The organism is Nocardia cyriacigeorgica GUH-2 (assembly GCF_000284035.1).
Taxonomy (GTDB): Bacteria; Actinomycetota; Actinomycetes; order Mycobacteriales; family Mycobacteriaceae; genus Nocardia; species Nocardia cyriacigeorgica_B.
Genome location: NC_016887.1, coordinates 3,332,113 through 3,346,649, shown reverse-complemented (window position 1 = coordinate 3,346,649; position 14,537 = coordinate 3,332,113). Strand labels below are relative to the sequence as shown.

The window sequence follows — 14,537 nt, the reverse complement described above, 5'->3', positions numbered from 1 at the left end:
GTTTCCTGGGTGCTGCGCCGGGCCCGGGATGAACGACCGACCTGCCCGGCGAGATGCCCCGGCTGCCCGGGCCCGCCGACCACGCCTCGGTCGTGGCCGGCGAGATCGAACTCGACTCCACGATCGTCGCCGGCTCATGCTCTGATCGAGGCGGTCGTGGGCTACCGTCGTTTCGAGGCTTACGACGCTCCACGGACAGGGGTCCCGCTGCGACCCCCGGCCCGGCACCGGGCCGGAGACGACAATCGAGCTTCGTTGGGTGCCGGTCAGGCGAAGCGGCGGATGAATGCCAAGCAGGTTTCGGCGACCTCGCGCCAACCGCTGTCGATGGTGATCGAATGTCCGCGGTCCGGTATCTCGACGAACTCGGTGATATCGGGGTTGGCCTGTTGTTTGCGGTAGGCGGCCATCGAGATCGCCCGGGGGACGGTGTTGTCCTTTTCTCCCGAAATGATCAGCAACGGCCCGCGTTCCGGGTTGCGGGTGTCGACCTTGGTCTCCGACCAGGGATTGCGGTTGGCAGCTGCCGCCTGGAACAGGGGAGCGCCAGGGGCGGGTACAGCAAAGGTTTCGAACAGCTGTTTCGCCTCGTCCTCGTCGACGGCGTTGGCGAAACTGAACCTGAACTGCTCGAAGGTCAATGACACTGCGCGGGAGCGGTTTACGGGGTTGCCGAGCACCGGTGCGGCCGCGCGCAGTGAGCTGATGGGCAGTGGGAGTACTCCGCGAAAAGGCGCGGCATCGATGGCGACCGAGGCAACGGACAGTCCGCGGCCGGCGAGGATCTGAGTGAGCAAACCCCCGAAGGAGTGGCCGATCACCGCGGGTTTGCGGTCCAGCCGGCCGATGATCTCGGCGTAATGGCCGGCGACTCGGCCGACGGTTTTGCCCGCGAACACGTCGGGATGAGCGCGGGCCCGCTCGACTGTCTCCGGATCATCGGGCCAGCACGGCGCGACCGGCGCATAACCGGCGTCGGCGAACAGTGCGGCCCAACGGTCCCAACTGCCGGCCAGCAGCCAGAGGCCGTGAATGAAGGCGACGGGGGTGTGGCTGCTGCCGTTGGCTCGGTCGATCTGGTCGAGAGTGTGCTGGTCGATACTGGGGGACAACGGATTTCCTGTCACTGATCGGCCGCCTCGGCGATGAGGTCGGCGACGGCGGCGGGCCGGGAAACGAGGCACGCATGCGATGCGGAGATCTCGCTGGTGCGCGCACCCATGCGGGCTGCCATGGCGCGTTGGGAGGCCGGGGGGATGACGCGGTCCTGTTCGGCGACGAGGTACCAGCTGGGCACGGTGGCCCAGGCGGGCGGACCCGAGGGTTCGAGGTTGGCGGTGAGGGCGAGTGAACGCTGGTGGGCGATCATGTCGGTGACGGTCTGCTCGCCGACGTCCTGGGCGAAGACCTCCCGGAAGTAGCGGGGATCGACATAGGCGTCGAGACCGGCGTCTGTGCTGGTCACCGCCAGGGCGGGTGGCAGCAGACGACTTCCCGGATAGCGGATCGGATCCAGCGCCAGTTGGGTCGGCTCGTTCTGGTGCGGCGCGAACGCCGCGATATACACCAGCGCCGTGACATCGGGATCGGAGACGTTGGTGATGACGGCTCCGCCATATGAGTGGCCGACGAGAACGATCGGGCCGTCGATGCCGGCGAGGACCCCTTCGATGGCCTGCGCGTCGGAAGCCGGCCCGCGCAACGGGTTGGCCGGTGTCACCACGTGATGTCCGTCGGCACGCAGGTCGGCCGCGACGCCGTCCCAGCTGGTGCCGTCGGCGAAGGCGCCGTGCACCAGCACGATCGTCGGCTCCTGCGACACTGCTTGCGCCGTCGGCACCGTCAGCGCACTGGCACAGATACCGCACAGGGCGGCGGCGAGCAATCCGGTGAATGTCGTTGTCCGCATGAGCGCGCGTCCTTTCAGCCGTGTAGCGCGGCGCGCAGATGGGCGACCGCCTGGGCGACGGCGGCGCGTGCGGCCTGGGTCTGGTGCAGGGAGTTGACCATGACGAAGTCGTGGACGATCCCGCCATAGCGGACGGCGGTGACGGGCACACCGGCCGCCCGGAGCTTGCCCGCGAAGGCTTCCCCTTCATCCCGCAGCACGTCGGCTTCCGCGGTAATGACCAGTGCGGGAGGCAGGTCCGCGAGCTGGTCGAGGCTCGCGCGCAGGGGAGAAGCCGTGATCTCGGCCCGCTGGGCGTCGCTGGTGGTGTACTGATCCCAGAACCACCGCATACCGTCGCGGGTGAGGAAATAACCTTCGGCGAACTGCTGATAGGACCCGGTATCGAAGTTGGCATCGGTGACCGGATAGAACAGCACCTGCGCCCGGAAGGATACGTCTGCGCGCTCTTTCGCCATCAAGGTCAGGGCGATGGCCATATTGCCGCCCACCGAATCTCCGGCGATCGCGATCCGCGAGGAGTCCAGGCCCTTGGCCGCGCCCTCGGTGCTGACCCACTGCGCGACGCGGTAGGACTGCTCGTTCGCGATGGGGTAGCCCACCTCGGGCGAGCGGTCGTACTCGGGAAAGACCACGGCGGCATCGGCGCCGACGGCCAGGTCGCGGACCAGCCGGTCGTGGGTGTGAGCGTCGCCGAAAACCCACCCGGCGCCATGGGTGTAGACGATCACCGGCAAGGGGGCCGAGGCATCGACCGGCTTGACGATGCGCACCGGCACCGAGCCGGTAGGACCGCCGGAGACGGTGATCCACTCCTCGTCGATCGCGGGCTTGTCGATCGGGGAGTCCTGGACGGCATCCACCGCTTTGCGTCCCTCCTCCGGCGGCAGCTGGTAGAGGTACGGAGGCTCGGAGGTGGCGTCGACGAACGCTTGCGCGGCCGGTTCGAGCGGCAGGCCATGGGGATTTCCGGGCATGATGACCAATCCTGATGAGGAGGAGGAACTGTGGCCTTCAGTCTTGGTCACCAAATCGGTTCCGCGCCCCGCTCGGCGAGCCAAAAATCCCTACAAATCAGACATGCTCGGGCGCGCGATCGGCGATGGTGGTGCGGAAACGTTGCTGGTACTTCTTCGGTGAAACCCCGAGCCGGGCCACGAAGGCCCGCCGCATCACCTCACTGCTCCCGTACCCGGCCAGCGCGGCCGCTTCGGTGACGGTGTATCCGGCGTCGAGTTTGTCCCGGGCGACGGTGAACCGTACGAACGCCACATACTCCGCGGGCGAACTGTCGAGTTCCTCACGAAACAATCGTGTGAGGTGGCGAGGGCTGACCCGCGCATGCGCCGCGAGCAGCTGCACCGTATACGGCCGGGCGGGGTCGGCGTAGATCAGATCGGCCAGTGCGCGCACCAGGGGACTACGCGGAACGGGACCGCTCAGCGCCGCCGAGAACTGCGACTGTCCGCCGCCGCGCTGCATGTACACCAGCAGGGACTGGGCGACCCGGCGCGCTACCGCCGAACCGTGGTCGTCCTCGACCAGTGCGAGCGCCAGGTCGATGCCTGCGGCGACACCCGCCGAGGAGTACACCGATCCGTCTCGCACATAGATCGCATCAGGATCCACCAGGACATCAGGGAAACGCGCCGCGAGATCACGGGTGAACTTCCAGTGGGTCGTCGCGCGCCGCCCGTTCAGCACACCGAGTTCGGCCAGGACGAATGCCCCACTGCAGATCGAAGCGAGTCTGCGGGTGCGGCGCGCCAAGTGAGCGGTGGCGGCGAGAACCTCGGGAGTGACGAAACGGGCAGGCGGCAGCTCACTACCGGGGATCAGCACGGTGTCGAAGGGCCCCGCGTCCGTGGCGCTGCCCATCACGCAGACCTGAGTGCCGAGCGATGTCACCACCGGCTCGCCATCGGGGGAGACAGTGACCACGTCATAGCCGGGCAGCGACTGATTGGCTTCCACGAACACTTCGGCAGGCCCGGTGTAGTCGAGCATCTTCACACCATCGAATACCAGAATGCCGATGCGGCGCCGTGCGGTCATCGTCCGGCCCGCTGCAGGCTGCGCCATTGCAGCGGCGCCATGCCGTACTCGGCGCGGAAGCGCCGGTTGAAATGGCTCACGTTGGTGAACCCGGTGCGCCGGGCCACCTCGGCGACTACCGGCTCGCTCGGCGATTCGTGAGAATCGCTGCGGCTCTTCGTAATCGACGGCGAATGATCCATTCGGCGATGCCGGTCCGACGGCCCGCCTCCGCCCAGCGGGAATACAGTCTCCGCAACGAGACATCGTGCGCTTCGGCGATGCGACGGGGAGTCAGCGCTGGGTCGTGCAGGTGGGCGTCGATGTAGAGCCCGACCCGCACGACGAGGCTGTCGTCCATCGCCGCCCGGCCACTGCGCTCATCTCGTGCCGTGGTCACCAATGCCCGCACGAGTTGAACGGTGGCCTGCCCAACCGCCTGGGCCGCCTCCGTGGGCAGTTCGGTGGTGGTGTTGCACAGCTCCGCGAAGTGAGCGCGAACCAGCGGATAGACGGGACTGGCCGGCAGAAACGGTGCCGCGTCGCGGATGACATCGACCGGCACATCCAGCAGGCCGGGGTCGAAGATCACGACCTTGTTGTCCGACACAGCCGACTGGCGATACACATATGGCCGAGAGGTGTCGATCAACGTCACCTGTCCCGCTTCGGTGAGCGCGGCACCCTCGGCGGTGGTGAGCAGTCCCGCGCCGCGGACCGGCATGAACATCGCGAACTGCTCCGGCGCGCCCTGCGCGACGTGGCGTGCGCTGCGCACGACACACAGCCCGGTTCCGGTATTGCGCACCACATGCACGCCCGGCCCGAGATCGGCCATCGACATCCGGTGCTTGATTTCCCGGTCGGCCACGAAGGTCACCGACTGCGGGTTCTCATGGTCGTTGAACACCGCATCCAAGGCTGCGGCCCGGTCGGCGGCCGCGATCAGCTCGCTGTCGTACACCAGCAACTGCCGCCGCCTCTCACCCAACGCACACTCACTCCGCGAACGGTAGACGACCGCGGTGGCAATCGTCAGCCGCTAGTCGCTCTGGGCGGCACGCTCAGCACAGCCGCTTACCAGCAAAATGGGGAAACCGACAGGGCGAATGGTGTCGGCATTGCACGCACAGCACAACGCTCGACCCGTGGCCGGCGTGCCGCGATCAGGGAGCGCTATCTGTGATCGTTTCCGCCATCGACAGCAGCAGTTCGATCGCGTACTGCACCGATTGGTCGAGGATCTTCTCTGGTTCGCCGTCGAATTGCCGGTGGCTTGTCCGCACGCCTGCGCGCGAGCTAGCGCAGAACCACACCGATCCGGCCGGTTCGCCGTCTTGTGGTCCTGGTCCACCGACGCCGGTGGTGGCGACGGCGATGTCGGCGTCCATCAGGGCCCGGACGCCCTCGGCCATCGCGGTCGCGGCGGTCTCGGAGACCACCGGAACGTCGGGAACATCGAGTACGCGCTGTTTGACCTCGGTGGCGTAGGCGATGACGCCGCCGCGAAACCATGCCGCCGAATCCGGTGCTGCGCCCAGCGCGGCGGCGACATTGCCCGCTGTCAACGATTCGGCGACGGCCACCGTCAGGCCATGTCGTTCTGCGAGCTCGGCGAGCTGATCGGCAATCGCGCTCATGGTCTCCCTCGCCTGTCGGGTGGGCATCCGTGCGGTCATCAGCCTAGTTCGGCCGGAGCAGCCACTGCTGGTAGGACTGGTGCCGGAACTGGTACGCGGTGGCGTTGACGCGGAGCAGGCCACTGTTGCGTGCCCAATTGAGGAAGGCGGCGGGCCGCGCCGGGAAGTCCGCGGTGATTTTGAACAGAAGTAGAGCCAGCAAGTACCGACCGCTCACGAGCCCTAACACCATCCCGGCGATGAACACTGCCAACAACCCGGTTCCGAGCCCGGGTCGAAGCCCGGCCGCGACGCCGGTGGCGATGCCGATCCCGAGTCCGAAGAGAGCACTCCGGGCGAGCAGTGCCTCCAGGTCGTTGCGGATCAATCGCCGCGCATCGGTGCCCACAGCCAGCTGCTCGTCCGCAGTGACTTTGAGCCCGACCATGAGCCCAGTCATGAGGCCGGCTCCGAGTCCGGCCATGAGCCCGATCCCGAGCCCAGTCCTGAGACCGTTCCGGAGTCCGGCAAAAAGCCCGGACATAAGTCCGAACACCAGCCCGCCCAGGAGTATGACTACCAGTGCATGGAGCAGGCGGATTCGGTTGGTACCGGCAATTTCCCAGATCTCGTCGAGGCGGATAGCAGTGCCGTTTCGTCCGAGGTCGCGGCGGTGTTCCAGGTGCCGAGCCAGTGTGCGGAGCCATTTCTCGACATTGTCGCTGGTGTAGTCGCGGAATTTTGCGGTGTCGTCGGTGCCTGCGATCGCGGCGGGGATCTGCCCGGCAAACAATCCATCGCGGACAGCGTCGGCAGTGGGGCAGTCGAGCAGAGCGAGTGCGGTCTGCGGGATCTGGTGCAGGACAGTGGCGGACAGGCCGAGCATCCACGGGTTGCGCACGGTCACGGCCAACGGTGTGTCGGTGTGCTCGCGTAGGTGGGTGACAATCCGGTCCCAGGCCGGGTGTTTGGCGTGTACCCGGTGCTGGAAGCGCGTGAGGTAGTCAGCGGGCTGACCGGTGTCGAGCGGATCGAGGGTAACCGTTGCCGCGCCGTGTAGACCGTTGTCGTCGCCTTTCCGGGCGAGGTAGTCGAATTCGGCGCTGCGGCACAGCACGACGACCGGGCGGTGCGCCCACTCGCGTTCATTGAGCCGGTCCAGGCGCGGAGCACCAGCTCAGTTCGAGCCGCCGGCCATACAAGCTGCCGCGTTCCGTCACCCCGCACCGTGACGGCTCGTCCCTCGCGCAGGAAGGAGCGTTAAGCGGAGGCAGGCGCTGGCCTATGTGGCTCCGCGTGTCGTCGCGCGACATGCCGAACCATCCGCCTAGCCGGCAACGCTGCCCCGGTCCACGCCGCTCTCGTCGACGGCCTGCTCTGGCAACCCATGCTCCTCTGGTGGTGGACGAGGTCGTACCGCGTCGCGTCCGGCCGGCGGTCGCGGCCCTGGTGGTCAACCTACCGCTCGTCCGCTCGGCGCGAGGCCCGGCGGCCTGAGTGCGGTGGCACGACTCGGGGTGCTGTGGCGGTCCTTGCCCGGCGGACGTGCTGGGCGGCGGGCTGCCGGTGGCCGGTGGTGGGAGGTGCCGGGAGCCCGGGAGGGGCTAGCGGGCGCTGATGCCGTGGGTCAGGATGGCGGCCAGCTCGCGGTAAGCGGCCGCATCGTCGAGTCCGGTGGTGGTGCGAACACCGCCCTGCTGGATCCGGACCATCATGGTGGCGGCCAGGTCCGCGGCGAATGCGGCGTGCACACCGCGGAATTCGCCCGTGGCCACACCCTCATCGATGAGTTCCTGGACGCGGCGGGCGGCAATACGGGTGTTGCGTTCATAGACTTCGCGGGCGGGGGTGAAGGCGTCCAGGTCGGTCATGAACCGGTCGGAGGCCACGGCCAGCGCCGCGCCGACGGCGGTGAGGTAGGCGGCGATGCGCTCGAGTGAACCGATGGTTGCGGTCACTTCGGCTTCGACGGACGCGGTGGCGCGTTTGAAAAAGTGCACGGTGGCGGCGGTGACCAGCTGTTCCTTGCTGCCGGCGAGTGTGTAGAGCGTGGATTTGGAGCAGCGCAATCGGGCCGCGATGGCATCGAGGGTCAGATGGGCGAATCCTTCGGCGAGGAACAGCTCGACCAGTTCGTCGAACAGTTCTGTGCGGCGGCGGGTCGCGAAGGTTGAACGCTGCTCCATACCGCCGAATAGTACTGCGGAGGGCCTTGCAGTACTGTCGGTGCGGCAGTACTGTGACGGGGAGCAAAGTACTGTTCCGCGTATCATCGGAGGATTTCCTGTGGCTGTCGATCGACTTCTGCCCACCGACGAGGCACGGGAGCTCATCCAGCTCACCCGCGATATCGCCGACAAGGTGCTGTCCCCGATCGTCGACGAGCACGAGAAGGCCGAGACCTACCCCGAGGGCGTGTTCGCCACTCTGGGGGAAGCGGGACTGTTGAGCCTGCCGTATCCGGAGGAATGGGGTGGCGGCGGCCAGCCCTACGAGGTCTACCTGCAGGTGCTGGAGGAAATCGCGGCGCGCTGGGCGGCGGTCGCGGTGGCCGTGAGCGTGCACAGCCTGGCCTGCTACCCGCTGATGACTTTCGGGACCGAGGAACAGAAGCAGCGCTGGCTGCCGGAGATGCTGGGTGGCGCCACGGTCGGCGCCTACAGCCTGTCCGAACCGCAGGCGGGTTCGGATGCCGCCGCGCTGGCATGTAAAGCCACGGCGGTCGACGGCGGGTACCGGATCGACGGCGCCAAGGCGTGGATCACGCACGGCGGCATCGCCGACTTCTACAACCTGTTCGCGCGTACGGGTGAGGGTTCCAAGGGGATTTCGTGTTTCCTCGTATCCAAGGGCACCGAGGGTCTGAGTTTCGGCAAGCCGGAGGAGAAGATGGGCCTGCATGCGGTGCCCACCACGTCCGCGCACTACGACGGAGCCTTCGTGCCGGAGGAGCGGCGGATCGGTGCCGAGGGGCAGGGTCTGCAGATCGCGTTCAGTGCGCTGGATTCGGGCCGGTTGGGCATCGCCGCGGTCGCGGTGGGGCTGGCGCAAGCCGCGCTGGACGAGGCCGTGTCCTACGCGCAGGAGCGTACAGCGTTCGGCCGCAAGATCATCGATCATCAGGGGTTGGGTTTCCTGCTCGCCGATATGGCCGCAGCAGTCGAGTCGGCCCGCGCGACCTATCTCGATGCGGCCCGCCGCCGCGACGCCGGGCTGCCGTATTCCCGTCAAGCGTCGGTGGCCAAACTCGTGGCCACCGACGCGGCGATGAAGGTCACCACCGACGCGGTGCAGGTGCTCGGCGGATACGGCTACACCCGCGACTTCCGGGTCGAACGGTATATGCGGGAAGCCAAGATCACCCAGATCTTCGAGGGCACCAACCAGATTCAGCGCCTGGTCATCAGCCGCCACCTCGCCGGCTGACCACAGCGCACACTACCGCCCGTCGATCCACTATGGCCGTGAACTCGTTCCTCACCCGAACCTTGCGGCGAGCCAGTCGCTGATCTCGGCTGCAGCCAGAGCGGCCCCGTAGGGGCGCCCTCGCGGATCGGCCCGCCGAAATGAGTTCCCGGCACAGAGGTGTGGGTCTTGTCCTCGGATCCGAGGGCCGCGGCCCTCGCGGTCGCTGGGGCGACCACCGGAACGTCGGGAACATCGAGAACGCGCTGCTGACCTCGATGGCGAAGGCGATGACGCCGCCGCAGCGCGGCAATCCAGCAACAGATACCCAGGTCAGGACGCGATTTGGCGCTTGCCCGCACCATCCGATAATCTTGCTGGGCACACCGGTCCGGGTGGCGGAATGGCAGACGCGCTAGCTTGAGGTGCTAGTGCCCTTTATCGGGCGTGGGGGTTCAAGTCCCCCTCCGGACACAGACAGTACGCACACGGGTGGTTTTGGAGCAGTTTCTGCCACAACCACCTGTTTTTCATGGTCATAGGTGAGCTTCAGGCCGAGTTCCCGGTATATCTCGAGTTTGTCGGTAGGGTCAGCCGTCTTCAGAATGTGAACCAGCCCACCCAGGGATGTCACAAGTTGGTGAATCTCGTCTGAGTCCATGCGGTGGTTCGGCGCCTGCTCGGCTTCTAGTGCCGTGAGCTGTGCCGCAGTCGCCTGACGTTCGCGCTGGACCTGTTGGGTCCAGGTCGCTACAAGGGCTGGGTCAGTGCCTGCTTCCAGTGCTGCTCGGTATCGGGACAGCTTGCGGTCGTGTTCGGCGAGTGATCGCCGCGCACTCTCGATGGCCGACATGTTGTCGATCTGGGCGCCTTCAAGCATGGTCAGCGAATGCTTGATCCGATCTGGGTGGAATATCGTGGCCAACCACGAGTCGATCGGGCCGCTGAGCCGGTCTTCGCGCAGGTAGACCGTAGTCGGGTGGTCGAGGTCGTTGGCGAGGGCGTACTCGGAGGGATACCGGCAGCGGTAGTGCGGCATCCCGTGGTTCCAGTTTCCTTGCATCCGCCGTCCACACGCTTTGTGGAACAACAGCCCTTTGAAGGCGTACGGGTGCTTCCGTCGGGCCGTAATCCGACCGGTCGATTGCGGACCACGGGCGGCAAGCCGTAGTTGTGTCTGTTCGAAGACGTCTTTGCTGATGAGCGCGGTATGAGCGGGTTGATCGGAGTAAACCCATTCCGTCTTCGGGTTCCACGCCAGCCGGGTTTGGTGGCCCAAGGCGACGTCATCGACGTCGATGAGGGACTCCTGCTTGCGCTGCTTGTTCCATACCTCATAGCCGGTGTAGCGCGGATTGCCCAGGATTGCGCGCACCGCGCTCTTTGACCATGCTGCGCCCGAGCGATGGCTGTTGCGTCCGCGGTCGTATGCCGATGGGCACAGAACATCGTCGGCCGTAAGTCGTTGCGCGATCGCGAAAATCCCAATACCCGATAGGTACTCCCTGAAGATTCGCTGCACGACTGGCGCAGTGACGGGGTCCAGTTCGAGTGTATGCAGCCGCTTACCGTCGGCGGCTTTGCCCGGGTTGGGATGGGGGCCGGCATCCGCGAGACGGTATCCGTAGGGTGGTCGCCCGCCGAGATAGCGGCCCTCGACCTGGGCTTGCGCGGCCATGGCGGCCCGGACGCGGATTTTGATGCGATTGCGTTCGCCTTTGGACATGCCGCCGAAGACGGACATGATCAGGTCGTGAGCTTCGGAGTCCGGATCAATCGGGCCGCCGACTTCCGGCACCCACAGTTGCACGCCGTAGTGGACGAAAACCGGAAACGTCAGCCCGAACTGATTGCCGTAGAACGCGCGCTGGGGTTCACCGATCACGACCGCGTCGAAGCCTCGCCCGGGATGTCTGAGCAGCTCGAGTAGCCGCCCGGCAGCGGGGCGTCGCTTCCATGGAATCGACCGCGACTGCCCGATGTCGAAGAACTCCGCGACGATCTGCCCATGCTGACCGACCAGGGCGCTCGCTCTTCCCAGCTGCCAGTTGCGAGACGCATCCGGATCTTGTTGGTCTTCGGTGGAGACCCGCCCGGCGAAAGCGAATCTGATCATTTGCTGCGATTCCTCCTGCTGGTTGAGAAAGGCGCGGTGTTCGATGGTGGCTGGACCCTGTTGGTCCGACCCGTGTACGCCCGACCGGGGATGTATGCCGTGGCATTGGAGGTGGACTTGGTCCGGAGCTGTCCGCGGTCCCGCCATCAGCACGATGGGCATGTCGGAGAATGATCTCTAGCAACACCCTAGCTGCTGGGACGTTGAGCATCGGCGGGTCGGTCGGGACGTTGACGGTTGTGCCTTCCGTGCCCCTTCGGGTTGGGTCATCGGGCGAGTCGCTGCTATCAGGCCGCACGACGCACGTCCTGAGCTAAAGCCGGCAAGTGGAGTCGGCTGGTTGACGACCGAGGGCTTCGTCTGCACCGGTTGGCGTGCGTGCCAAACCGGCCAGGGTCATCTCCCTGCGAGGACCCACGAATCGGTGCGCTGAGGTGAACAGACTGCGGTGATGAATGCGCGAACGCTGCATAGTAGGCGATCTCGGAAGCGCCCCTGGCGCCTGGATCACTTGCGGAATCTTGAAGCCGGAGATCGAAGGCCATGAATCCTCCAGGCCTGCTGATTCTCCCACTATCCATGAGAGCCGAAGTGCGGCGATTTCGCAACCACGCGATAGCATCATGCACGAACGCGACCACGGCCGCGGATGTCTGCATTCCAGAGACGACAGAGTCGCTGGGGCGAAGTTCCTGCTGCCGCAGACGAATAATTCTCAAGGCGATTCCGCCGCTGGCACCCGCAGACGCCGACCTTCGCCAAGGCGATCCCGGCGGGCGGCCCCCTTTCTTTCCGGACGCCCAGCGGACCTACCGCGCGGTCGAATTCAACCGACCACTCGGTACAGGGGAGACCTCCACACCGAAAGGAGAGTGGCCGAGACGACCTTCGTAATCCGTGCCAGAGAGCGGATCAACTGAGTATCGCGGGGCGGGTGGTCGAAGCGCTGTCGAGCACTTAATCGGCGCCGCGCGATGTTCTCTAGTCGGTACACCGAGCCCATCCTGCACCGTCGTCGTCGCGAGGCGAAGGCGCTGGCTACCAAGTGATGCTCAGTGAGTGAAAAGTAGCTCCTAGCTGCTGTTTCGGCGGAGGCCCCGCACCGGAGACAATCCGGTACGGGGCCTTCGTCGTCACTGGAGATCAGCTCGAATACCGGCGTGTCACGTTCAAAACTGCCACAAAAAGGTCACACGGGGAGATGTGTGACCGTGGGCGGCGGGATGGTCTGACCAGCAGGTATGCAGCCCTCCCGATAGCTGTGCGGCGTCGCACGCCGAAGTTGTGTGATCGACTCGGCGGGTTGACGGCAGTGCGCCGGGATTCCGGGACTCGCAGGACGAGGCCGAGTCTCTCGTGAGTCGTCTTGAAGCGGCCGATGCGGTCGTTGACGGCTCGACACGCTGTGGATCTTTCGCCGCGGTGGCGGACACGACGGCGGCTCGGAACGCAAGCAGAGGTTTCGATCGCAGTCAGTCTGACGAAACACCGCTGTCAGGTTCGGGTACTTGTCGGCGTGTCACGCCACGACACGCCGACGGATCTGAAGCGTCAGTAACTGAGTAGCAAATCAATGGCGCAGGCTACGACTGCTCATCGAAGAGCTGTAGGGCGGGCCGAACGCAACGCGGCAATCGAGGGAGGGTCCAAGTCTGGATACCGGTTCGCCACCCTCAACGGCCGCAGACGAAAGCAAGGCTCACGGTCGGTCTGGCTCCGGCTCGGCTTACTGTGGAGTGCGCCTCACCTTGTCTTGCGGGGTACGACAACGCGGGCTTGTTGGTTGTGGCAGTAGATCATGACGTCCTCGGCGGTGTCGCCGTCGTTGTTGTATGCGCATACCCACGGCAGGATGGCCGCGGGTCCTTCAGCGGTGAAGGTCTGAACGATGTCAAGTGCGGAGTCGCAATCCACGGGCCCTGAATGGGTCTGGACGGTCCTGGGCGCGTGCCCCAACGGCGAGCTCACCTCTCCACATACCTCTCCGAAACCGAAGACGCTTGTGCCTGGGCACAGGTGCTCGATGGCGAGCCAATTGAAGTCCCGGTAGTTTTTCAGGCCGTCGGCGATCTGTTGGGGGTCCTCTGCACGAAGCACCTGGAGAGCTTCTTCGAAGCTTTGGCGGATCTGCCGGGCGGCGTCGGTTTCCTCTGGATCGGATGTCCAGCCGTCGAGCACGGCCTCGATCTTTTTGATCTCGCCAGCAACATAGGCTTGCGGGTCTGCCTGGGACGCGGTGGCCTGCTCGTCTATCTCTTCGAGGTAGGCGTCGGCGGTCTGGTCGCCGACCCCACCACAGACGGTGCGGCCGCTGGCGCGCAGCAGGTGCGGTGTGCGGGTGATCTGGTCGCGATCGCCCCACATCGGGCCAAGTCGCGTAAGGACGGAAGTGTCGTATTCACAGACCGCGGCGGCGAACCGGGCGTCGCCGCCCTCCGGCACTGCGGAGTAAAGGCTCTTGACGAGCTTGGCGCGGATGCCTGCTGGCGAGGTATCGATAGATCCCGAGGGGCCGGTCATTGATTCGAACGCGTTGGCCGCTGCTCTCGCTTGTTCTTCGGCGCTGGTGCGTTTCCCTGTTGTCGGATCGGTGAATGTCGCTGACATCATCGCGTCGGCTAGTTCGTCGAGTGTCGAGTTCGGGCCACGTGCGTCGACGCAGCCAGGGTCGGCGCCGATGCCTAACCCGTCACGCATGAGGTCCGGTCCGGAGCATGACACAATCAGGGCAACAATCAGAGGCGCAACGCAGCATATGGCTACCACTCGGATGTACACACCGGAAGTGTCGGATGTCGTGGTGTGCGGTGTCTGTCCGGTAATCGACGGATACGCCAGCGACCGCTGACCCGTAAACGATGAGGAATGCGCAAAACAACCCAGATTCTCACGAGCGCCGTAGGTGTCGTGGCCGTCTCGATGCTGACGGCGCCGACCGCGGCCGCCGCGGTTCCGCTGCACACCGAAACCGGCACCAACAGTTTGAAGTTCACTTTTGTCAACAACGACAACGACATCACGACCTGTGAGGCATACGCGGCTGGCCCGGTGTCGTTCCGCACGCCCGCGACACGAGTTCCTGCGCGCAGCGCCGCATCGGTGGGGTTCGTGGACGTGCCGGCAGGCAACTACGTGATCAACTGGGCTTGCCGGGGATTCGAGCAGGGCAAGCGAACGGTGACTGTGAGCGGTGCGCCGTTGACCGGGGTAACCCCACAGCGGGGAGCAGTCCCGTCTGCTCCGGGCAGGGGCGTGGGGACCGGCTCGGCCGGGTCGTCCTGATCGGGGTTTCCGGCCGACTACGGTGTGTCGGTTCGGACGATGTCGACCTCGACCATCGCCGAGCCGGTGATGATTGCCGCGATTCGGGCAGGGATCGATCGGATCGCGGTCACCGTGATGTGAGGTGCCTAGCGTTGGCCGCGGAGGTGCTCTTGACCGGGCACGCGGCGGG

The 14,537-nt window shown here is 65.7% G+C and carries 12 protein-coding genes, 1 tRNA gene and 1 pseudogene; 3 read left to right on the top strand and 11 right to left on the bottom strand.

Features of this window, described 5'->3' with window-relative positions; all coding sequences use genetic code 11:
• Positions 1 to 266: 266 nt before the first annotated feature.
• The 9 genes from NOCYR_RS14945 to NOCYR_RS14910 all read right to left on the bottom strand — a co-directional run bounded on the left by NOCYR_RS14945 (position 267) and on the right by NOCYR_RS14910 (position 7,748).
• Positions 267 to 1,112: an alpha/beta hydrolase gene (locus NOCYR_RS14945; protein WP_014351218.1), complete on the bottom strand. Its 846-nt coding sequence runs from the start codon at positions 1,110 to 1,112 to the stop codon at positions 267 to 269.
• Positions 1,113 to 1,123: 11 nt separating this feature from the next.
• Positions 1,124 to 1,909: an alpha/beta fold hydrolase gene (locus NOCYR_RS14940; protein ID WP_048833406.1), complete on the bottom strand. Its 786-nt coding sequence runs from the start codon at positions 1,907 to 1,909 to the stop codon at positions 1,124 to 1,126.
• 14 nt (positions 1,910 to 1,923) lie between these two features.
• Complete coding sequence (locus NOCYR_RS14935; RefSeq protein WP_014351216.1) at positions 1,924 to 2,886, bottom strand: alpha/beta hydrolase; 963 nt, start codon at positions 2,884 to 2,886, stop codon at positions 1,924 to 1,926.
• A 97-nt stretch (positions 2,887 to 2,983) separates the two neighbouring features.
• Positions 2,984 to 3,964, bottom strand: coding sequence for a GlxA family transcriptional regulator (locus tag NOCYR_RS14930; RefSeq protein WP_014351215.1), 981 nt, complete (start codon positions 3,962 to 3,964; stop codon positions 2,984 to 2,986).
• Positions 3,961 to 4,146 carry a helix-turn-helix domain-containing protein gene (locus NOCYR_RS31020; RefSeq protein ID WP_081505420.1) on the bottom strand — a complete coding sequence of 62 codons (186 nt, stop codon included), beginning with the start codon at positions 4,144 to 4,146 and terminating at the stop codon, positions 3,961 to 3,963. The genes NOCYR_RS14930 and NOCYR_RS31020 overlap by 4 nt, the downstream gene beginning before the upstream one ends.
• A complete protein-coding gene (locus tag NOCYR_RS14925; RefSeq protein WP_158430171.1) occupies positions 4,080 to 4,934 on the bottom strand; it encodes an AraC family transcriptional regulator in 855 nt (284 codons plus the stop codon). The genes NOCYR_RS31020 and NOCYR_RS14925 overlap by 67 nt, the downstream gene beginning before the upstream one ends.
• A 175-nt stretch (positions 4,935 to 5,109) precedes the next feature.
• On the bottom strand, positions 5,110 to 5,583 hold the full coding sequence (locus NOCYR_RS14920; protein ID WP_014351213.1) for a CinA family protein: 474 nt from the start codon (positions 5,581 to 5,583) through the stop codon (positions 5,110 to 5,112).
• Positions 5,584 to 5,626: 43 nt separating this feature from the next.
• A complete protein-coding gene (locus tag NOCYR_RS14915; protein ID WP_014351212.1) occupies positions 5,627 to 6,679 on the bottom strand; it encodes a hypothetical protein in 1,053 nt (350 codons plus the stop codon).
• Positions 6,680 to 7,166: 487 nt separating this feature from the next.
• Entirely contained in the window at positions 7,167 to 7,748 is a 582-nt protein-coding gene (locus NOCYR_RS14910) for a TetR/AcrR family transcriptional regulator (protein WP_014351211.1), read from the bottom strand.
• Between the two features lie 100 nt (positions 7,749 to 7,848).
• Between NOCYR_RS14910 and NOCYR_RS14905 the strand changes: the two genes are divergently transcribed.
• Positions 7,849 to 8,988, top strand: coding sequence for an acyl-CoA dehydrogenase family protein (locus NOCYR_RS14905; RefSeq protein WP_014351210.1), 1,140 nt, complete (start codon positions 7,849 to 7,851; stop codon positions 8,986 to 8,988).
• Positions 8,989 to 9,356: 368 nt separating this feature from the next.
• A tRNA-Leu gene (locus tag NOCYR_RS14900) sits at positions 9,357 to 9,441 on the top strand.
• A 694-nt stretch (positions 9,442 to 10,135) separates the two neighbouring features.
• Here NOCYR_RS14900 and NOCYR_RS30475 read toward each other — a convergent pair.
• Positions 10,136 to 11,083: pseudogene (locus NOCYR_RS30475) on the bottom strand (recombinase family protein); the annotation flags it as partial.
• A gap of 1,743 nt (positions 11,084 to 12,826) precedes the next feature.
• Positions 12,827 to 13,780 carry a hypothetical protein gene (locus NOCYR_RS14885; protein ID WP_138453139.1) on the bottom strand — a complete coding sequence of 318 codons (954 nt, stop codon included), beginning with the start codon at positions 13,778 to 13,780 and terminating at the stop codon, positions 12,827 to 12,829.
• Between the two features lie 168 nt (positions 13,781 to 13,948).
• Here NOCYR_RS14885 and NOCYR_RS14880 point away from each other — a divergent pair, with 168 nt between their 5' ends.
• Complete coding sequence (locus NOCYR_RS14880; protein WP_014351207.1) at positions 13,949 to 14,365, top strand: hypothetical protein; 417 nt, start codon at positions 13,949 to 13,951, stop codon at positions 14,363 to 14,365.
• The last annotated feature ends 172 nt before the right edge of the window (positions 14,366 to 14,537 follow it).

Bases quoted from the DNA above. Each gene is read 5' to 3' on its own strand.
- NOCYR_RS14920 (WP_014351213.1), bottom strand. From the start codon at position 5,583: ATGAGCGCGATTGCCGATCAGCTCGCCGAGCTCGCAGAACGACATGGC.
- NOCYR_RS14910 (WP_014351211.1), bottom strand. From the start codon at position 7,748: ATGGAGCAGCGTTCAACCTTCGCGACCCGCCGCCGCACAGAACTGTTC.
- NOCYR_RS14935 (WP_014351216.1), bottom strand. From the start codon at position 2,886: ATGCCCGGAAATCCCCATGGCCTGCCGCTCGAACCGGCCGCGCAAGCG.
- NOCYR_RS14885 (WP_138453139.1), bottom strand. From the start codon at position 13,780: ATGCGTGACGGGTTAGGCATCGGCGCCGACCCTGGCTGCGTCGACGCA.
- NOCYR_RS31020 (WP_081505420.1), bottom strand. From the start codon at position 4,146: ATGGATCATTCGCCGTCGATTACGAAGAGCCGCAGCGATTCTCACGAA.
- NOCYR_RS14930 (WP_014351215.1), bottom strand. From the start codon at position 3,964: ATGACCGCACGGCGCCGCATCGGCATTCTGGTATTCGATGGTGTGAAG.
- NOCYR_RS14880 (WP_014351207.1), top strand. From the start codon at position 13,949: ATGCGCAAAACAACCCAGATTCTCACGAGCGCCGTAGGTGTCGTGGCC.
- NOCYR_RS14940 (WP_048833406.1), bottom strand. From the start codon at position 1,909: ATGCGGACAACGACATTCACCGGATTGCTCGCCGCCGCCCTGTGCGGT.